Origin of the sequence: Desulfatitalea alkaliphila (genome assembly GCF_022968795.1) — a bacterium.
GTDB lineage: Bacteria > Desulfobacterota > Desulfobacteria > Desulfobacterales > Desulfosarcinaceae > Desulfatitalea > Desulfatitalea alkaliphila.
Window position 1 is genome coordinate 38895 of the sequence record NZ_JALJRB010000026.1, and the last position, 18332, is coordinate 57226.

General features: G+C 63.0%; 14 protein-coding genes and 1 riboswitch. Of the genes, 8 read left to right on the forward strand and 6 right to left on the reverse strand.

Annotated elements, in window-relative coordinates; translation table 11 throughout:
* Positions 1-9 precede the first annotated feature (9 nt).
* The 5 genes from MRX98_RS17875 to MRX98_RS17895 form a co-directional block, all read right to left on the reverse strand.
* Positions 10-3801, reverse strand: a complete 3792-nt coding sequence (locus MRX98_RS17875) for a carboxylesterase/lipase family protein (protein ID WP_246913247.1) — start codon at positions 3799-3801, stop codon at positions 10-12.
* Between the two features lie 138 nt (positions 3802-3939).
* Complete coding sequence (locus MRX98_RS17880; RefSeq protein WP_246913249.1) at positions 3940-4770, reverse strand: poly(ethylene terephthalate) hydrolase family protein; 831 nt, start codon at positions 4768-4770, stop codon at positions 3940-3942.
* 486 nt (positions 4771-5256) lie between these two features.
* A complete protein-coding gene (locus MRX98_RS17885) occupies positions 5257-6093 on the reverse strand; it encodes a poly(ethylene terephthalate) hydrolase family protein (RefSeq protein ID WP_246913250.1) in 837 nt (278 codons plus the stop codon).
* A 95-nt stretch (positions 6094-6188) separates the two neighbouring features.
* Positions 6189-7097: an alpha/beta hydrolase family protein gene (locus MRX98_RS17890; RefSeq protein ID WP_246913252.1), complete on the reverse strand. Its 909-nt coding sequence runs from the start codon at positions 7095-7097 to the stop codon at positions 6189-6191.
* 517 nt (positions 7098-7614) lie between these two features.
* A complete protein-coding gene (locus MRX98_RS17895; RefSeq protein ID WP_246913254.1) occupies positions 7615-10086 on the reverse strand; it encodes a hybrid sensor histidine kinase/response regulator in 2472 nt (823 codons plus the stop codon).
* A gap of 286 nt (positions 10087-10372) precedes the next feature.
* Between MRX98_RS17895 and MRX98_RS17900 the strand changes: the two genes are divergently transcribed.
* The 8 genes from MRX98_RS17900 (at position 10373) to rnk (ending at position 16759) form a co-directional block, all read left to right on the forward strand.
* On the forward strand, positions 10373-11209 hold the full coding sequence (locus tag MRX98_RS17900) for a fumarylacetoacetate hydrolase family protein (RefSeq protein WP_246913256.1): 837 nt from the start codon (positions 10373-10375) through the stop codon (positions 11207-11209).
* Positions 11210-11388: 179 nt separating this feature from the next.
* Positions 11389-11487, forward strand: a riboswitch (TPP riboswitch).
* Between the two features lie 73 nt (positions 11488-11560).
* Positions 11561-11758 (forward strand): sulfur carrier protein ThiS, encoded by a 198-nt coding sequence (thiS, locus tag MRX98_RS17905; protein WP_246913257.1) that lies wholly within the window; start codon positions 11561-11563, stop codon positions 11756-11758.
* 4 nt (positions 11759-11762) lie between these two features.
* Positions 11763-12542, forward strand: coding sequence for a thiazole synthase (locus tag MRX98_RS17910; protein ID WP_246913259.1), 780 nt, complete (start codon positions 11763-11765; stop codon positions 12540-12542).
* A gap of 3 nt (positions 12543-12545) precedes the next feature.
* On the forward strand, positions 12546-13655 hold the full coding sequence (gene thiH, locus MRX98_RS17915; RefSeq protein WP_246913260.1) for a 2-iminoacetate synthase ThiH: 1110 nt from the start codon (positions 12546-12548) through the stop codon (positions 13653-13655).
* Positions 13652-14191, forward strand: coding sequence for a sulfur carrier protein ThiS adenylyltransferase ThiF (gene thiF / locus MRX98_RS17920; RefSeq protein WP_246913262.1), 540 nt, complete (start codon positions 13652-13654; stop codon positions 14189-14191). The genes thiH and thiF overlap by 4 nt, the downstream gene beginning before the upstream one ends.
* Positions 14184-14840 carry a thiamine phosphate synthase gene (gene thiE, locus MRX98_RS17925; protein WP_246913268.1) on the forward strand — a complete coding sequence of 219 codons (657 nt, stop codon included), beginning with the start codon at positions 14184-14186 and terminating at the stop codon, positions 14838-14840. The genes thiF and thiE overlap by 8 nt, the downstream gene beginning before the upstream one ends.
* A gap of 54 nt (positions 14841-14894) precedes the next feature.
* The gene (gene thiC, locus MRX98_RS17930; RefSeq protein ID WP_246913269.1) at positions 14895-16175 is read left to right on the forward strand and encodes a phosphomethylpyrimidine synthase ThiC; all 1281 of its coding nucleotides are present in this window, start codon (positions 14895-14897) and stop codon (positions 16173-16175) included.
* Between the two features lie 170 nt (positions 16176-16345).
* Positions 16346-16759 (forward strand): nucleoside diphosphate kinase regulator, encoded by a 414-nt coding sequence (gene rnk, locus MRX98_RS17935; protein ID WP_246913271.1) that lies wholly within the window; start codon positions 16346-16348, stop codon positions 16757-16759.
* A gap of 44 nt (positions 16760-16803) precedes the next feature.
* Here the strand turns inward: rnk and MRX98_RS17940 are convergent, their stop codons facing one another.
* The gene (locus MRX98_RS17940) at positions 16804-18324 is read right to left on the reverse strand and encodes an asparagine synthase-related protein (protein ID WP_246913274.1); all 1521 of its coding nucleotides are present in this window, start codon (positions 18322-18324) and stop codon (positions 16804-16806) included.
* Positions 18325-18332 lie beyond the last annotated feature (8 nt).

An 18332-nucleotide genomic window follows, 5' to 3' on the forward strand; every position in this document is an offset into this window, starting at 1 on the left:
GTTCGGGGTTTAGTCGAAGGCATTTTCCAAACCATCTTCCATCGCCAGCGTGCCGCCCTGTCCCATTTCGAGATATTCGCGAACGGCGCTGGTGTGCGGCGTCCAGGCCACGCCCGGCAGGCTGGGATCGCCGGTGAGAGCGAATTGCGCCCACATGGACATCAGGCTGTCAACCACTTGCACATCGGCGGCGCCCCATCCGGTCGGCGGCGCCGGTTCTCCAGCAGGCAGACCGGTCAGCCCCATGGCGTGGTGCACGTAGAGGCTCGGGACATAGTTGAACAGATAGACCAGCTCGATGCCGTGGTAGGCGCCCACGCCTTCATCGCGCCACCCTTGGGGCACGTGGTCGAACAGGTAGACATAAATGTCCGAATCGAACAGGTCGGCCATCCAGGGCATTTCCGAAATCAGCAGGGCGATGCCGTGGGGCATGTCCTCCTTGTTCATGCCCGAGATCAGCGGCACGTCGTTGTGGGTGCCGGCCGTGAAGATGTTTTCGATGGTGTCGGGCAGATAGTGGCCGTCCACGTTGGGTACTACCGCGGTACGTTCGACCAGTTGGGTCATGGCGGCATCCACTTCCATCCAGCTCAGGGCCCGCATGGCCGCCACAGGATCCGCTTCACCGTCCACGCCCAGTATGACCGCCAGCTCTTCGCCCTGGGCTTCGGCAGCGGCCAGGGCGGTGGTTTGGCGCGGGTACATGCCCGATTGGATGATGGCTTTATGAAACAGGCCGGCGGCCAGTGGAGAAGGCAGCAGGTGCTGCACTTTGCCGCCGCCGCCCGATTCGCCGAAGAGGGTCACATTGCCCGGATTGCCGCCGAAGGCGGCGATGTTCGCCTGGACCCACTCCAGGGCAGCGATCAGGTCCATTTGGCCGTAGTTGCCCGAACCGCCGTAGTCCGATTCGGCGGAAAGATCGGGATGGGCGAGGTAACCGAAAGGACCCAGCCGGTGGTTGACGGTCACCAGCACCACATCCTTGGTGGGCAGGGAGAGCGGGTTGTTGAAGGCCTTGGTGTTGCCCGTCAGGATGCTGAAACCGCCGCCGTGGAACCACACCATGACCGGCAGGTCGTCGCCGCCGCGGGGCGCGGTGACATTGAGGTAGAGGCAATCTTCGCCCATGCCGCCCAGGCCGAAGGCTTCATAAGCCGGATTTTGGGCCGCCTGGTTGCCCCAGGCCAGCGCTTCGCGCACGCCGCTCCAAGCCACCGGCGGTTGGGGCGGCCGCCAACGCAGATCGCCCACGGGCGGTTGCGCGTAGGGGATGCCGAGCCACTGCCAGGTGTCGCCGTTGGGACCATAACCGCGCAACATTCCCTGGGCGGTCTCCACCTCGATGCGATCGGCGAGGCCGGCGACCAGCTGGTCTTTGGCCTGGTCGGCGGCTTTCAGCCGCCTGTCGCGGGGATCGAGATCGGTGAAGACCCCGGCGCCATTCAGATCGGCCATCAACGCTGTGACGGCCGCATCAGCGGCGAATTCGGCGGCGGGTTGATCGAAGAGAAGGTCCCGGTTCTGAGCCGCGACGGCGTCATGGATGCCCGCCGTGATCTGAATGCCGTTGTTATTGTCGCCGTCGGCATCCAGGGTCTGCAGCAAGCGGGCGATGTTGATGACCGCCTGGTGATCCGTGGTGCCGCCGGGCACCAGATCCGGCAGGGTGAGCGCCGCGGCGCCGGTCGCCGATCCCAATGTCAGGTCGCCGACGCTGAAGGTCACCGTTGCGCCGCGCAGGTACTGAAATGCCCCCGAGGCGTCGGTACGGCGGGGGATCAGGCCGGGTGAGGTGTAGGTGAGGCCGGACACGGTGTTGCCGATGAGCTCGCCTGTCAGCGGAAAGGCATCCTCGAGGCCCGCTTGGATTGCCAGGTCGCCGCCCTGGCTGATCTCCAGATAGTTTTCCGTGGCGGCGGTATAGGGAGTCCAATCGATTTTGCTTGCAATGCTCGGGTCGCCGGTCCTGGCGAAGTTGGCCCACATGGTCATCATGTCGTCCACCACGGCCATGTCCGCGGCGCCCCAACCCAGGGGCGGCGGCGCGCCGGCCGGCAGACCGGAAAGGCCCAGGGCATGATGGGTGTAGGCGCTGGTCGGATAGTTGAACACATAGACCAGTTCGATGCCGTGGTAGGCCACCCCGCCTTGCGCCGCCCAGCCGGTCATCACATGGTCGAACAGGTAAGCGTACACGTTGGATTCAAAATTGTCGGCCCAGATGGGCATCTCCTCGATCATGGTGTCGATCAGCGTCGGCAGGTCGGCGCGGTTCATGCCCGAGATGACCGGCACGTCGTTGTGTTCGCCCGCCTCGAAGATGTTGCGCACGGTGTCCGGCAGATGCCAATGGTCCACATTGGGGGCCGCCACCGTCCAGCCGGGTGCCGCCGCCACGATATCCTGCCATGGTACGGCCCGCATGGCCGCCGGCACATCCGCCGCGCCGTCCACCGTCAAGGCCTGGGCCAGGGCCACGCCGCCTTGCTCCGCCGTGGCCAAAGGGATGGTTTCCGATGTGAACATGCCGCTTTGTAAGATGGCCTTGTGGAACAGGCCGGCTGCGTGGGGGCTTGCCAGCAGGTGCTGCACTTTGCCGCCGCCGCCCGATTCGCCGAAGATGGTCACGTTGTCGGGATCGCCGCCGAAGGCCGCGATGTTCTCCTGAATCCATTCCAGTGCGGCCACCAGGTCCATCTGGCCATAGTTGCCCGAGCCGCCGTATCCCGATTCCGCGGAAAGATCGGGATGGGCGAGATAGCCGAAAGGCCCCAGGCGATGATTGACGGTGACCAGCACAATCCCCTTGGTGGGCAGGGAGAGCGGGTTGTTGAAGGCCTTGGTGTTGCCGGTTAAAATGGTGAACCCGCCGCCGTGGAAATAGACCATGACCGGCAGGTTTTCACCGTCACGGGGCGCGGTGATGTTCAAGTAGAGGCAATCTTCGCTCATGCCGCCGAGCCCGAAGGCCTCGTAATTCGGGCTCTGGGCCGCCTGATCGCCCCAGGAGACGGCATCGCGGACACCCTCCCAGGTCGTCGGCGGCTGGGGCGGCCGCCAGCGCAGATCACCCACGGGGGGTTGCGCGTAGGGCACGCCGAGCCATTGCCAGGCGCTGTCGCCGGCCGCAAAACCGCTCAGCGCGCCTTGGGCCGTTTGCACGATGATCCGATCCGCCATACTGGCCGTCAGGTGATCCCTGGCCTGGTCGGCCGGCTTCAGCGCCCGGTCGCGGGGATCGAGATCGGTGAAGACGCCGGCCGCGTTCAGGTCGGCCAACAGCGCCGTGACGGCCGCATCGGCGGCGAAGTCGGCGGCGGGTTGATCGAAGAGAAGGTTCCGCGCATGCGCCGCCACGGCATCATGGATCTGCGCCGTGATCTGGATACCGTTGTTGTTGTCCCCGTCGGCATCCAGGGTTTGCAGCAAGCGGGCGATGTTGATGACCGCCGGGTGATCCGTGCTGCCGCCGGGCACCAGATCCACCGGCGTGACCACCTCGGCCCCGGCGGCCGTGCCCAACACCACGCCGCCGACGGAGAAGGTCACGGTCTGACGGCCGTTGTAGTGAAAGGTGCCGGCGGCATCCGTTGTGCCGCTGCGGGTGGCGGTCTCGTAGGTCAGCCCCTCGACGGGGCTGTCGATGAAAATGCCGCTGTGGGTCGGGCCGTCGCCCACCGGGTCATCCTTGTTGCTGCTGCTGCAACCGATGATCAAGGCCAACGTCAAAAACAGAAGGAGCGTGTATCGAATTCGTTGGCAGTTCCCGAATGCCATGCCCTGTCGTCTATGCATTTTCTTCTCCTTGTGCCCGGTGGTGGTCAGTTGAAAAGGGGGAGGAGGCCCGCAGACCTTCTCCCCCTGGGATGTCATGCATGCTTTGCGATCAAAGGAACGGTTACCATCCTTTTGTCGACCGCCTTGCGCGATGGATCAATCGCATCCGGCATTGGGATCGTCACCGTTGCCGCCGTCGCTGCCCGGGTTGAACTTGTAGTCGGTCATGCCGCTGCCGGCGCCGCGGGAGAAGACATTGTAAGCCGCTTGGTCGCCGTTGAGGTAGTGTTGGGCCCAGGCCACGATGAAGTCGGCCTCGCTGCCCGGTCGGCTGTTGTTCATCCAGTACATGTGGCTGGTGCTCCTCAGGCTGGCATACAGCCGCGGGGTGCTGGAGGGCAGGCTGTTGTAAGCCCCTTCCCCCATGCGGGCCGGCGCCGTGGTGTCGCTGGTGCCGGTGAGGATCATGGTGGCTGCGTTGTGGTTGCGGCTGGGGGTGTTGGGACGGTAGGGCGCCATGGCCACGACCGCCTCGACGCCGGACAAGGTGCCCAGGTTGATCACCGCGCCGCCGCCCATGGAGAAACCCATGATGCCGCGCTTGCCGACCCGGCCGTTGATGGCGCTGCGGCTGTTGTTGTTCTCGCTGGCCAGCAGCGACACGCCGGTGGTGTGGGCTCTTTCATAGCCGGAGATGGAGGAGTTGTTGGAGGCGCTGATGGCCATGGCGATGATGCCGCCGGCCTGCAGGCGTTGCGCCAGCCAGTAGAACTGCTCTTTGTTGTTGGTGAAACCGCCTGACACGGTGACGGCGCCGGTGACATTGGTGCCCGCGGGCACGAACACGCGGGCCGAACCGATGCCGCTGCCGGCGGCGGTGCCGCTGATGTCGTAAGTGTTGCCGCCGGTGTCGGTGTCACAGGCGGCAAACGCGAAGATCACGGCCAGAATTGCGAACAGGGACAGTGCATTTTTCAATTTTAACATTGGAAGTTCCTTTCTCATCGTGCATCACTCAATACGGTCTGTTGTGAACGCAGTACAGCGGCCCGCCTGTCGGGCGGCCACCTGCGCCGTGCGATTACCAGTTGGGATTGCATCATCGAGCAGTCGTTTCATCCCCCCTTTTTTCGTGATCGTTTATTTTCACGCCCAGGTTGTGTTCGAAGAGACTTCCACTCTGGGATCGACTGCTGAAGGAAGCGACGCCATGGCTGTTCATGGATGAGGATGTCGACTCTTGTGTCCCGAATACTTGAAGCCTTCCTTCGTTCGCCAAACCATCATGGTGTTCAAATTATCAGCGAGGACCGAGGGGCACAATCAGGGATTCCCTAATACTGGCGGGGGAACCTCCTATATCAAGTGAAAAGGGGGAGAAGGCCCGTGGACCTTCTCCCCCTGGGAGGTTATGCGTTGTGTGCGGTCGACGGACCGCTTACCGTCGGTTCGTCGACCGTATTGCGATATGGATCAATCGCAACCGGTGTTGGGATCGTCGCCGTTGCCGTTGTCGCCGTCGCTGCCCGGGTTGAACTTGTAGTCGGTCATGCCGCTGCCCGCGCCGCGGGAGAAGACATTGTAAGCCGCTTGGTCGCCGTTGAGGTAGTATTGGGCCCAGGCCACGATGAAATCGGCTTCGCTGCCCGGACGGCTGTTGCTCATCCAGTACATGTGGCTGGTGCGGTTCAGGCTGGCATACAGCCGCGGGGTGCTGGAGGGCAGCCGGTCGTAGGCCCCTTCCCCCATGCGGGCCGGCGCCGTGGTGTCGCTGGTGCCGGTGAGGATCATGGTGGCCGCGTTGTGGTTGCGGCTGGGGGTGTTGGGACGGTAGGGCGCCATGGCCACGACCGCCTCGACGCCGGACAAGGTGCCCAGGTTGATCACTGCGCCGCCGCCCATGGAGAAGCCCATGATGCCGCGCTTGCCGACCCGGCCGTTGATGGCGCTGCGGCTGTTGTTGTTTTCGCTGGCCAGCAGCGACACGCCGGTGGTGTGGGCCCGCTCGTAGCCGGAGATGGAGGAGTTGTTGGAGGCGCTGATGGCCATGGCGATGATGCCGCCGGCCTGCAGGCGTTCCGCCAGCCAGTAGAACTGCTCTTTGCGATTGGTGAAGCCGCCCGATACGGTGACGGCGCCGGTGACATTGGTGCCCGCGGGCACGAAGACGCGGGCCGAACCGATGCCGCTGCCGGCCGCGGTGCCGCTGATGTCGTAGGTGTTGCCGCCGGAGCCGGTCTCGCAAGCGGTGAAAGTGAAGAGTAAGGCCAAAATGCCGAGCATGGGTAGCACGTTTCTCAATTTGAACATTTGAAGCTCCTTTTTCCTTCTGAAGGTTGGTTTACACTGGTGATGCGTGATACGGCGGGCACCCGACATGAGCGTCCCACCATGGCGGCCGACGGCTACCAGTTTTTGTACTTGGAATCCCACTTGCCGGTGTTGAAAACGCCATTGCGATCAAAGAAATCCGCCTGGCGCTCGGTTTCGTCCATCAGGTGCCAGCGCAGCCAGGCGATGATGGCGGGGAGGCCCTCCCTGGCCGCCTGCATGTGGTCCACGCCGCTCATAACCGTCATGAAAACGGGCACCGTGGTGGCACGGTAGTCCCGCTCCACATTGGAGGTGGCCATGCTGTCGTTTTCTCCGGCGATGTAGATGGTCGGGTTGCGCAGGCTGCGCGATCCCCTGCCGTCGAAGGATCCGCCGGCCACATGGATGGTGGTTTTCAGACGGGGGTCGTCGGCGATGGCAAAGGTGCCGATGGAGCCGCGGGAGTGTCCGCCGGCCGCCACGTTGACCGCAAGGGTGCCGCCGGTGGTGGGGGGAGAGACCGAATCGCAGCCGGTGCCGCCATTGCCGTTGTCGCCACCGGATTCGCCGGTGATGTCCAGTTTCTGGTAAAGCGGGCTGCGCGGGTTGTCGTTTTCAGAGATCAGCCAGTCCAGTGCACGGGTCAGTTCGGTGCCGGAGTTGGAAGAGACTTCCGCCACGACCACGAAGCCGTGGGAGGCGATCCGGTTCATGTGATCCGTGTAGTTCCGGGGGCCGGAGGCGGCGCCGCAACCCCACAGAAAGATTGGGAATTTTTTGTTGTCCGTTCCGGAACCGGTGGGGTGGAACAGACCGCTGTCGCCGGACGGGCCGGAGCGCAGATCTTGGGTGGTGCGGTACGGACCGGCTTTGAACGTGTCGTAATCCGGATCGGGCCCGGTGGGGTCGGTGGGCACACACCCCCAGGCCGCCAGCAGCACCAATGTCAAAAACAAGGTGAGCCCGGTCGACAAGAAACGTGATGTGGTTTTCGCTTTCATAATGCCCTCTCTTTTTGAAGCCGTGGTTGGGTTTCATACTGAAAACCGATCTTTTTCTGCCTACATCTTGAGATTGGATCATCTGGCAATCATCGCATCCCCCCTTTTCATGGTCGTTGATGTGATGTGCTGTGCCTGGGTGGCTTACAAAGAGCACCTTGTATCGCGTGCATCCGATCACCCGGCCTTTGGCGGCCGACAGTGTCGAGCAAATTTGCGTTGAACAGGCGACATCGGGATAGTTGTTGCGTCGGCGGCGCTTGCTGGAATTTTACTGTGATTGTCCGTTGACGGAAGCGACGCCGTGGTTGTCCATGGATATGGATGAGGATGTCAAACCTTGTGTTTCTAATGCGAGATGCTTTCCTTCGTCCACCAAGCCATCGTGGTGTTCAACCTATCAGTGTGGGCCGAGGGGCACAATCGGGGATTCCCTAAAACTGGCGGCGGAACCTCCTATATCGAAAGGGTCGTGCTATGGTTATCAGCGGATTTCTTTGGGGGTACGGCGTTTCTATCAGGCAGGTGTGTTGTCCGGCTTTTCGTTCCCGTTCGCCATAATGCGATCCAGCGTATTGGCCAGCGCGGCGACGGTGAACGGTTTGGGCAGAAAACTTTCCGCACCGGCATTGAGGATTTCGCGGGCGGGGCCGTCGAGGGTGTAACCGCTGCAGACGATCACCTTGAGGTTGGGGATCATGGCCATCAATTTGGGATAGATCTGGTTGCCGCTCATGTCCGGCAGGATCACATCCAGCAGGGCGAAGTCAATGGTCGCGGCGTGGTCGCGAGCCACCGCCAGGGCCTCCGTGCCCGATTTGGCTTCAAGCACTTCATAGCCCAGTTTTTCCACGATGGCGCGGTTGACTTCCATCACCAGTTGCTCGTCTTCCACGATCAAGGCGGTGCCGGAACGCCGGGTCGGACTCGGGGGGCGCAGGGCGGCGACCTCGGGCAAAGGTTCGGCCCGGGGCAGGAAGATGGAGACGGTTGTGCCCTGGCCCGGTTCCGAAGCCACGGCCACATAACCGCCATGCTTTTTGACGATGCCGTAAACCGCCGCCATGCCCAGGCCGCGCCCCTGGAACTTGGTTGTGTAGAAGGGCTCGAAGATCCGTGCACGGGTGGTTTCGTCCATCCCCTTGCCGTCGTCGGCGATGCGCAGCAATACCCGCGGGCCGGGAGTCAGCCCTTGATGGTGGAGGCACTCTTCGGGGGTCACGGTCACATTGCGCAGGGCGATATGTACGGCGCCTTTGTGGTCCATGGCTTCGGAGGCGTTGGAAAGGATGGCCGCAAGAAGCATCTGCATCTGGGTGGCGTCCACCTCGATGGCGGCGGCGTCGGGGTCCAGATCGGTTTGCACTTCCACTTGGGAGGCGATGCTGTGGCTGACCAGCCCAAGGGCTTCTTGCACGAAAGTATGTGAGGGAACGACCTGGGTCTGGAACTTGCCGCCGCGGGCATAGGCCAGCAATTGACTGGTCAAATGCACCATCTTCTGGCCGGCCTGGCTGATGGGATCCACGAAGCGCTTGATTTTCTGGTCGGCCAAACCGTCCATTTGGATCAGTTCGAGGTTCCCCAGGATCACCGCCAGGGCATTGTTGAACTGGTGGGCGATGCCGCCCGCCAAGGTGGCGATGGCTTCCATCTTCTGAGCTTGCTGCAGGCGGGCCGACAAGCGGCGCTGCTCCAGTTCGGAGGCCTTGGTCTGACTGAGGTCCACCACGAAAGCCAATGCGCCGGCGTAGCGGCCCTCTGCATCCCGTTGGGCGATGGCGCTGAGCTGCACCTGCTTGACCGTGCCGTCCTTGGTGCAAAAATCGAAAGAGCGGTTTTTCATGCGGCCGGTGCGGTAGAATTCCGGCATGAAGATTTCAACCGCGTCCTTACGGCTTTCGGGGGCGAAATAGTCCAGAGCGGACCGGCCGATGACCTCCTCCCGGGTGTAACCCATGGTTTCCAGCCATAAATTGCTGGCATCCGTAATGCGATCCGCTTTGTCGAGGGAGTAGAGCATGACAGGCGTGTTGTGATACAGTTCGCGGTAGCGCCGCTCACTCTCTTGCAGTGCTTTTTCCGTGCGTTGCTCGTGGGTGACGTCCCGTCCGCATCCCACCGTGCCGCACAGATTGCCCTGATCGTCCCAGAACGGTGCTTTGTGAATGTCCAGGGCAAGGTATTCGCCCCGGACCAACCCCTGCTCGAGAAAGCGCCCCGCCACCTTCCGTTGCAAGGTCAGGGCATCGGAATCGTCACCTTGCTCCGGGAAGGTGTGGCGGTGGCCCAGCCGGCGTTCGTTTTCGAAAAAGGCGGCATCGGTCTTGCCGATGACCGCTTCCGGTCGTTCACATTTGAGCAGGGTGTCGCACAGGGGCTGGTTGGCGAACAGGTAGCGGCCCTGGCGGTCCTTGGCCCAGATCAGGTCCGGCACGTTGTCGGTGATCAGGTGCAACATCGTGTTTTGTTGCCGGCATTGCGCCTCGCTGCCGCGCAGGCTGCGGGCCGTTCGGCGTCGTTCCTCCTCTATGGAAAGGAGCTTGGCCAGGATGGCGAGAATCTCCTGCTGCGTTTCCGTGAAGGGGCGTTGACGCGTGTCGGCGATGCACAGCACCCCGATGGCGTGACCATCGCAGGTGACAGGCCTGCCGAGGAAGGTTTTGAGCCCCCAACGCACCAAATAGGGATCGCTTTCCAGGTAAGGGCTTTGGGCGATGTCGGGCAGATGGGTCGGTTGGCGGTCGGCCCGGAGAATGCAGTCCTGCAGCAGGCGCCCCGCAGGGGCGGTGGCGGGCGGGAAATCGGCCGGCCGGTCTTCGCCGGACCAGGCGGCGAGCCATTCCTTTTCGTCCGCCAGTTGGGCATAAAAGGCGCATGCGCAATCGATCAGAGGGTTGAGCTGTTGGACGATGGTGCGCATGTTGTACGCTGGATCGGATCCCATCAGGGCAAACAACGCACTGAGATTTTGAATTTTTTTATCCATTGCGCTTTCTTCGCGACGTGGCCTGGTGCGGGTGACGGATCGGGGGGCTGTTGAGATGCTCCGGGCAGTCTCCCTTGATCACAATTCGCCTTATCTTGGCGTTCATTCCATATTGTACCGTAAAACTCAAGCAAAAAAACGGGATAAATGGTTCATATTAAAGCAAATGATTGCAAAGTTGCGATTTTTCAGAGGTTTGCCCTGAAACCGGGTTTACAGGTCGCCCCTTTCCTGTCAATAGTTGCGCAAACACAATTATAAGACACCACCGGCGAAAGGGAAACCCATGCGATTGATTCGATTCGGCGCCCACGGGCAAGAACGGCCGGGATTGGAACAACCCGACGGCATTGTGGATTTGCGCGCCATCCATCCCGACATTCCCGATATCGGCGAATCGTTTTTCAGGCAGGATTGGCCCCGGCGCCTTGCAGGGCGCAACTTGCCCGCACAGAAAATGACGGTGCGCCTGGGGCCGCCGGTGGTGCGGCCCTCCAAAATCATATGCTTGGGCAAAAACTACCGGGAGCATGCTCGGGAGGGCGGTTTCGATGCCCCCAGCGCACCGTTGCTATTCTGCAAGAGCCCCAACACTCTCAACGGTCCCTGCGATACGGTGCTGCTGCCCCGCAGTTCGGGGCAGGTGGATTGGGAGGTGGAGTTGGCGCTGGTGATCGGCAAAGAAGGCAAGGGCATTGAACGGAATCAGGCCCTGGAACACATCGCCGGTGTGACGGTGATGAACGATGTGTCCGGGCGCCAGGCCCAGTTCGCCGATTCCCAGTGGTTCCGGGGCAAGTCCTTCGACACCTTCGCCCCCCTGGGACCGGCTCTGGTGACCTTGGACGAGATCCCCGATCTGCACAACCTGCGGTTGACGGCCACCGTGAACGGCCGGTTGATGCAGGACGGCAACACCCGCGACATGATGTTCGATGTGCCGGCCATCATCGCCGATATCAGCACCGATATCACCCTGTTGCCCGGCGACGTGATCGCCACCGGCACCCCGGCCGGGGTGGGCATCTTCCGTGACCCGCCGGTGGTGCTGCAAGACGGCGACGAGGTGGTGTGCCGCATCGAGGGCATCGGCGCCCTGTGCAACCGGTTTGTGCGCCAGTGAACGCGAGCTCTTTTGGGCCTCGGTTCGCTTCGATTTAGATTTCGATACCGATACCGATACCGATTTCGATTTCGATTGCCAATGGGGCAAGTCCCGACTTGGGCTTTGTACATAGGCGCATTTTCTTTTGGCCCCATTGACATCCGCATCCAAACCCCCTATAGGAATTTAAAGACCGACATAAGCCCTAGGGGTGCGATTGACGCTGAGAGGATCTCATCCAACCCTTGGAACCTGATCCGGGTAATACCGGCGAAGGGAAGTGGCGAGGCAGACACAACTTTCATTAAAGTGATCCGGCCGCCGACCCTTCGATGGGGACGGCGGCTTTTTTTATGCGGGGAATGGATCATGCAAATCACGATCAACGGACAGCTGGAACGGATCGCGCAGGAGACCCTCGAGGAGATGGTGCGCCGCAAGGGGCTTGCTCCGGAGCATCTGGTGCTGGAGCACAACCGCGAGGTGGTGCCGCGGGAGCGCTGGGCGCAGGTGGCGCTGCAAGAGGGCGATGTGGTGGAGCTGCTGCGTTTCGTGGGAGGAGGATGACCGGATGGACGACGATGTGTTGACGATCGGTGGCCACGGCTTCACCAGCCGTCTGTTTACGGGCACCGGCAAGTTCGCCGACGATGCCCGGATTCCAAGGATGCTGGCGAGCAGCGGATCGCAGATGATCACGGTGGCGTTGCGGCGCATCGACGCCGAGGCCGGGCCGGGGAATGTCCTGGATCACATACCGCCGGGGGTCACCCTGCTGCCCAACACCTCCGGAGCGCGTACCGCCGAGGAGGCCGTGCGCATCGCCCGCATCGCCCGGGCCGCCGGCTGCGGGGATTTCATCAAGATTGAGGTGATCACCGACACCAAGTACCTGATGCCCGACAACTGGGAAACCCTCAAGGCCACCGGGATCCTGGCCGAGGAGGGGTTCGTGGTGCTGCCCTATGTGCTGCCCGATCTGACCCTGGCCAAGCGGCTGGAGGATGCCGGGGCGGCCGCGGTGATGCCCCTGGGGGCGCCGATCGGCTCCAACCGGGGCCTGGAGACCGCCTCGTTGATCGCGCTGCTGATCGAAAACTGCCGGGTGCCGGTGGTGGTGGATGCCGGCATCGGGCGGCCCTCCCACGCCGCCGCGGCCATGGAGATGGGGGCCGACGCCGTGCTGGTCAACACCGCCATCGCCACGGCGGAGGATCCGGTGGCCATGGGGCGGGCCTTTGCCCTGGCGGTGACGGCAGGGCGGATGGCCTTTCTGGCCCGCATGGCCGAAGAGAGCCGGGAAGCCCGTGCATCTTCGCCCTTGACCGGGTTTCTCGGTGCAGAGGATTGAATCATGTCCTTTTACGAAGTTCTGCAGTGTTATCGCGATTTCGACTTCGACGGGTTTTTCGCCGCCGTAACGGAAGCGGATGTGATGCGCGTGCTCGCCAAGGAGCGCCGCGGTGAACGGGATCTGCTGGTGCTGCTCAGCCCCCGGGCCGCCGATTTTCTGGAACCCATGGCCCGGGCGGCCCAACAACTGACCGTGCAGTACTTCGGACGTACCATCCAGCTGTTCATTCCCCTCTATATCGCCAACCACTGCGCCAACCAGTGTCTTTACTGCGGGTTCAACCGCAGCCACGCCATCGGGCGGCGCAAGCTGAGCCTGGAAGAGATCGCCGCCGAGGGCCGGGCCATCGCGGCCACCGGCATGCGGCACCTGCTGGTGCTCACCGGCGAGGCACCGGAGGTGACCCCCATGGACTACATCGAGGCGGCCCTGGCCCTGCTCAAGCAGTACTTCGCCTCGGTGGCCATCGAGATGTTCCCCATGGCGACGGAAGCATACCGGCGGCTCAAGGCGGTGGGGGTGGACGGGCTCACCCTCTACCAGGAGGTGTACGACGAGGCGGTTTACCGCCGGGTTCACCAGGCCGGTCCCAAGACCGACTACCGCTTCCGCCTCGACGCCCCCGAGCGCGGCGCGCGGGCCGGTTTCCGGGCCGTGAACATCGGCCCCTTGCTGGGCCTGGGGAAAAAGCGGCGCGAGGTGTTTTTCGCCGGCCTGCATGCCCGCTACCTGGATGATCGCTACCTGGCCACCGAGGTGGGCCTGTCGCTGCCCCGTATCAACCCGGCCGAAGGAGGGTTCCAGCCGTTGCATCCGGTCAGCGACCGGGAGTTCGTTCAATTTCTTTTGGCCTTGCGGCTCTTTTTGCCCCGCGCGGGCATCACCGTCTCCACCCGGGAGCGGGCCGCCTTCAGGGATCGGCTGGTGCCCTTGGGCGTCACTCGCTTGTCGGCGGGCAGTTGTACCGGCGTGGGGGGGTATGCGGCGCCCGAACGGCGCGAGACGCCGCAGTTCGAGATCGCCGATCAACGAGCGGTGGCACTGGTGGCGCAGGCCATCGCCGCCCAAGGCTATCAACCGGTTTGCAAAGATTGGGACAGCATCGGATGAAGAAGATCGGCATCGCCGGCGCGGGCGGCATCGGCTCCAATGTGGCGGTCCACCTGGTGCGGGCCGGGGTGCGCTGTTTGAAGATCGTGGACTTCGATAGGGTGGAATTGTCCAATCTCAACCGGCAGTTCTACTTTCACGATCAACTCGGCCGGCCCAAGGCGGCCGCGCTGGCCGCGAACCTGCGGCGTATCGTGCCGGACGCGGTCATTGAAACCGAGAACGCACGGCTGGATGCCGAACGTATGACCACCGTCTTCGCTGATTGCGATCTGGTGGTGGAAGGGTTCGACGGGGCGGCGGAGAAGAAAGCGCTGCTGGAGGCCATGTCCGTCGCCCGTATTCCCATGGTCGCCGCCTGCGGCGTGGCCGGCACCCGGTTGGATCGGATCGGGGTGCGCACTTTGGGCGGCTGCACCATTGTGGGGGATTTTGCCACCGAGGCGGCCCAAGCCCCTTGCCACGGTCCCAAAGTGGCCTTGGTGGCCGCCATGATGGCCCATATCGTTCTGGAACGGGGAGGTTACTATGAGTGAGCAAAAACCCATACTGCCCGGCGGCATCTACGGTATCACCGCTGAAAAATTCTCCAAGGGCCGCAGTAACGAAACGGTGGTGCGGGAGATGATCCGCGGCGGCATCGCCGTCATCCAGTACCGCGAAAAGCGGCCCGACAAAAGCCACCGGCAGATGCTGACCGAGTGCCGGCGCATTCGGGCCTTGACGCGTGACGCCGGCATCCCCTTCATCGTCAATGACTACGTGGACATCGCCCTGCTGGTGGATGCCGACGGGGTGCATGTGGGCCAGGACGACCTGCCCGTGCCCGAAGTGCGCCGGCTTGTCGGCCCGGACAAAATCATCGGTTTGTCCACCCACGCTCCGGAGCAGATCCGGCAGGCCGAGGCGCAAGGTGCCGACTACATCGGCGTTGGTCCCATCTTCAGCACCCGGACCAAGGCCGATGTGGTCGATCCCGTGGGATTCGAATATCTGACCTGGGCGGTGCAAAACAGCCGATTGCCCATCGCCGCCATCGGCGGCATCAAGGCCCATAACATCTCCCAAGTGGCCCGCCATGGCGCACGCACTTTTTGCCTGGTCACCGAGATCGTCGGCGCACAAGACATCGCCGGGAAGGTAGGTGAGCTGCAAGGGATGATGGGTGAGGGCGCTGCCCGGTGAATGGTGGGGGGCGCTTGAAGTTCAAAGTGAAAAATCCAAACAAGGAGCAAAACCATGAAAACCCAGATGGCGGCCGCCCGCGACAACATTGTCACCCCTCAAATGGAACAACTGCTGGCTGCCGAAACGGTCGACCGCGATGATTTGGTTTCGGCCGTGGCGGCCGGGCGCATCGCCATACCGGCCAACCCGCATCACACCCATTTGGTGGCCGGCGGCGTGGGTCGGGGGCTGCGCACCAAAATTAACGTCAACCTCGGTGTGTCGGAGGATTGCTGCAATGTGGATCTGGAAATCGAGAAGGTGCGGCGGGCCGTGGCCCTCAAGGCCGACGCCATCATGGATCTGAGCACCTTCGGCGACACCCGCGCCTTCCGGCGCCGGGCCATCGAGATCAGCCCGGTGATGATCGGCACGGTGCCGGTCTATGACGCCGTGGCGCGCTACGGTAAGAGCGTTCCGGACATCTCCGTGGACGACTTCTTCGACACCGTGGCGCTGCATGCCGCCGACGGCGTGGACTTCATCACCATCCACGCCGGATTGACCCGCGCCGCCGTGGACCGGCTGCGCCGCCGGCCGCGCTTGACCCACGTGGTCAGTCGCGGCGGCGCTATTTTGCTGCACTGGATGGACGCCAATGAATGCGAAAATCCATTCTACGAACACTTCGACCGCCTGCTGGAGATCTGCCGCGCCCACGATGTGACCATCAGCCTGGGCGACGGTTTGCGGCCCGGCTCCCTGCACGATGCCACCGATGCGGCCCAGATCCAGGAGTTGATCATCCTGGGGGAGCTGACCCTGCGCGCCTGGCGGGCCGATGTGCAGGTGATGATCGAAGGGCCGGGGCACGTGCCGCTCCACGAGGTGGCGGCCAACATGCAGTTGCAAAAGAAGCTCTGCCACGGCGCCCCCTTCTATGTCCTGGGCCCCATCGTCACCGACGTGGCGCCGGGCTACGACCACATCACTTCGGCCATCGGCGGTGCCCTGGCTGGGGCCCACGGCGCCGACTTTCTCTGTTACGTCACCCCGGCCGAGCATTTGCGCCTGCCCGATGCGGACGACATGAAGGAAGGCATCGTGGCCGCCCGCATCGCCGCCCATGCTGCCGACATCGCCAAGGGCATCCCCGGCGCCATGGATTGGGACAACGCCATGAGCCACGCCCGCAAGGAGCTGGACTGGCCGCGTATGATGGAACTGGCCATGGATCCGGACAAGGCGCGCGCCTACCGGGAATCGTCAAAGCCTTTGGATGAGCATGTGTGCACCATGTGCGGCGACCTGTGCGCCGTCAAGCGCAGCCGGCAGGTGCTGGAAGGGCGTTAGGGCTCATAATGGGTCAACCGTGTTGGTCGCTTCTGCGACGCGACAGTGCGCGCGCATCCCGCTATTGACAACCGGCGAGCCATATGGTGATTTGTTGCGACGGTGCGGGACGGCCCATCCGGCCGGTGCCGAGGGCCACCCGCCGGATTTCACCACATCGGGGGACGATCATGACGGAAAGAACCATTTATATCACCCAATTCGACAAGGCGCGTCTGGAAGAGCTGATCGCGGTGGCCGAGGAGTTCGGTGGCGGGCGTGACGATCTTGAAGCCTTGGCCGACGAGCTGGACCAGGCCGAAATCGTTACCTCCAAGGAGATAGGCCCGGATGTGGTGACCATGAACGCCAAGGTGGTTTTGCGCGATTTGGATAGCGACACAACCCGCACCCTGACCCTGGTCTTTCCCCGGGATGCCGATGCCGGTGCCGGTGCCATTTCCGTGTTGGCCCCCATCGGCACGGCCATCCTGGGCTACGCCAAAGGGGACGAGGTAAAGTGGCGTGTGCCGGGCGGCGTGCGACGCATCCGGATCGAGGAGATTCTCTACCAACCCGAAGCCGCGGGGGATTATCACCTTTAGGGCTCGGGGTTCGCGAAAAAATAAATTCGCTTTTCAGGCGGCCATCAGAGCGTCGTCCACTGGCCCACGGTCTGGACCGCATGACCGGTGCCGAAGTGGCGCGTGAAGATGTTGTAGTAGTACAACTCCTCCTTGCTGCGGATCAGCGGGCATTGCGCTTGGGCGGCGGCCAGCCGGTCATCGTCGAACATCTTCTCGAAATGGACGGTCAGGGGCGCCGCGGAGCCGGATCCTTGTGAAAACTCCTGCTTGAGGCGCCAGGTGATCTGCTCCGGCAGATCGTCGGCGTAGGCCTGGCGGAAAACCCACTTCTCAATCTTCTCGCTGCCGTTGGGCCGGATCTTCAATTCCGGCGCCATGGCCATGGCGGCGCGCAGCAACTCTCCGGAAATCAAGGGGGTTACCACCCGCAGGCCGTTGCACTGGTTCATGCGGTCCAGGCGCAATGCGGCGTTGCTGTGCAGCGCCCGCAACACCAACAGTTGACCGGCGAACATCTCTTCCGGCGGCCGCTCCTTCAAAAACAGATAGCCGCAAAACACCTCGTCGCCCCCCTCGCCGGAGAGCAGCACTTCAATCCCATGTTCGCGCGCGTGGCGCGAGATCAGGTAGTTGGAGACCGCGCTGCGTACCAGGGAAGGATCGAAGGATTCAAGATGGTAGATCACGTCGTCCAGCACACCCAGCATGGTGTCCAGGTCGATGATCATTTCGTGGTGGTCGGCGCCGATGTGGTCGGCCACCAGGCGGGCGTTGCGGATGTCTTCGCTTTCTCCCACTCCCAAGGCAAAGGTTTTCAAACGCTTGTCGTCACCCAATTTTTTCCGGCAAGCGCGGGCGGCCAGCATGGCCACCACGCTGCTGTCGATCCCGCCGCTGAGCAGACTGCCCGTGGGGCGGGTGAAATCCACCTGCGCCGCCAGGCTGTTGTCGATGATGCGCCGGATGTCGGCCACGGCTTGGCCGGTGTCGGTGCACAACGGCTGGGGCGGCTGGGCCGGCAGGGCGGCAAAGGGGTGCAGGGCGCCGCTTTGATCCATGTAGTGGCCGGGGGGGAATTCATACACCTCGTCGGTGATCGCCAGCACGCTTTTGAGCTCCGATCCCAGATAGACGGCGTCGTCTTTGCGGCCGTAGAACAGGGTTTTGATGCCCAGCAGGTCCCGGGCGGCCAGGACGCCGTTGTCGTCGGCGATGATGAAAGTGAAGATGGCATCGTCCAGGTATTGGAACATTTCGGTGCCGTGGCGTTCATGGAGGCGCAGCAGAATGCGCTCTTGGCGATAAGGGCCTTCTCCGACGCCGAGCTGTTCCGCCAGGGGCGCCCAATTGGTGATCTGGCCGTCGAAGCCGATGATGTGGTGGGCCGGCGAGGTGTCCACCAGCGGCACCGGTATCCGGCCCGGATCGCCGCCCACGTCCGCCGGCAGGTAGTTCTGGCCGATGGTCGCCGTTTTACACTTGGTCCAGCCGCCGATATCGGGTCCGCGATGGGCAATACGGTCCAACATGAGGCGCCACTGCCCGGCCACGCCGTTGCCGATGATCGCTATCCAACCACTCATTTGCGCTC

Bases quoted from the DNA above. Each gene is read 5' to 3' on its own strand.
- MRX98_RS17875 (WP_246913247.1), bottom strand. From the start codon at position 3,801: ATGCATAGACGACAGGGCATGGCATTCGGGAACTGCCAACGAATTCGA.
- MRX98_RS17880 (WP_246913249.1), bottom strand. From the start codon at position 4,770: ATGTTAAAATTGAAAAATGCACTGTCCCTGTTCGCAATTCTGGCCGTG.
- MRX98_RS17885 (WP_246913250.1), bottom strand. From the start codon at position 6,093: ATGTTCAAATTGAGAAACGTGCTACCCATGCTCGGCATTTTGGCCTTA.
- MRX98_RS17890 (WP_246913252.1), bottom strand. From the start codon at position 7,097: ATGAAAGCGAAAACCACATCACGTTTCTTGTCGACCGGGCTCACCTTG.
- MRX98_RS17895 (WP_246913254.1), bottom strand. From the start codon at position 10,086: ATGGATAAAAAAATTCAAAATCTCAGTGCGTTGTTTGCCCTGATGGGA.
- MRX98_RS17900 (WP_246913256.1), top strand. From the start codon at position 10,373: ATGCGATTGATTCGATTCGGCGCCCACGGGCAAGAACGGCCGGGATTG.
- thiS (WP_246913257.1), top strand. From the start codon at position 11,561: ATGCAAATCACGATCAACGGACAGCTGGAACGGATCGCGCAGGAGACC.
- MRX98_RS17910 (WP_246913259.1), top strand. From the start codon at position 11,763: ATGGACGACGATGTGTTGACGATCGGTGGCCACGGCTTCACCAGCCGT.
- thiH (WP_246913260.1), top strand. From the start codon at position 12,546: ATGTCCTTTTACGAAGTTCTGCAGTGTTATCGCGATTTCGACTTCGAC.
- thiF (WP_246913262.1), top strand. From the start codon at position 13,652: ATGAAGAAGATCGGCATCGCCGGCGCGGGCGGCATCGGCTCCAATGTG.
- thiE (WP_246913268.1), top strand. From the start codon at position 14,184: ATGAGTGAGCAAAAACCCATACTGCCCGGCGGCATCTACGGTATCACC.
- thiC (WP_246913269.1), top strand. From the start codon at position 14,895: ATGAAAACCCAGATGGCGGCCGCCCGCGACAACATTGTCACCCCTCAA.
- rnk (WP_246913271.1), top strand. From the start codon at position 16,346: ATGACGGAAAGAACCATTTATATCACCCAATTCGACAAGGCGCGTCTG.
- MRX98_RS17940 (WP_246913274.1), bottom strand. From the start codon at position 18,324: ATGAGTGGTTGGATAGCGATCATCGGCAACGGCGTGGCCGGGCAGTGG.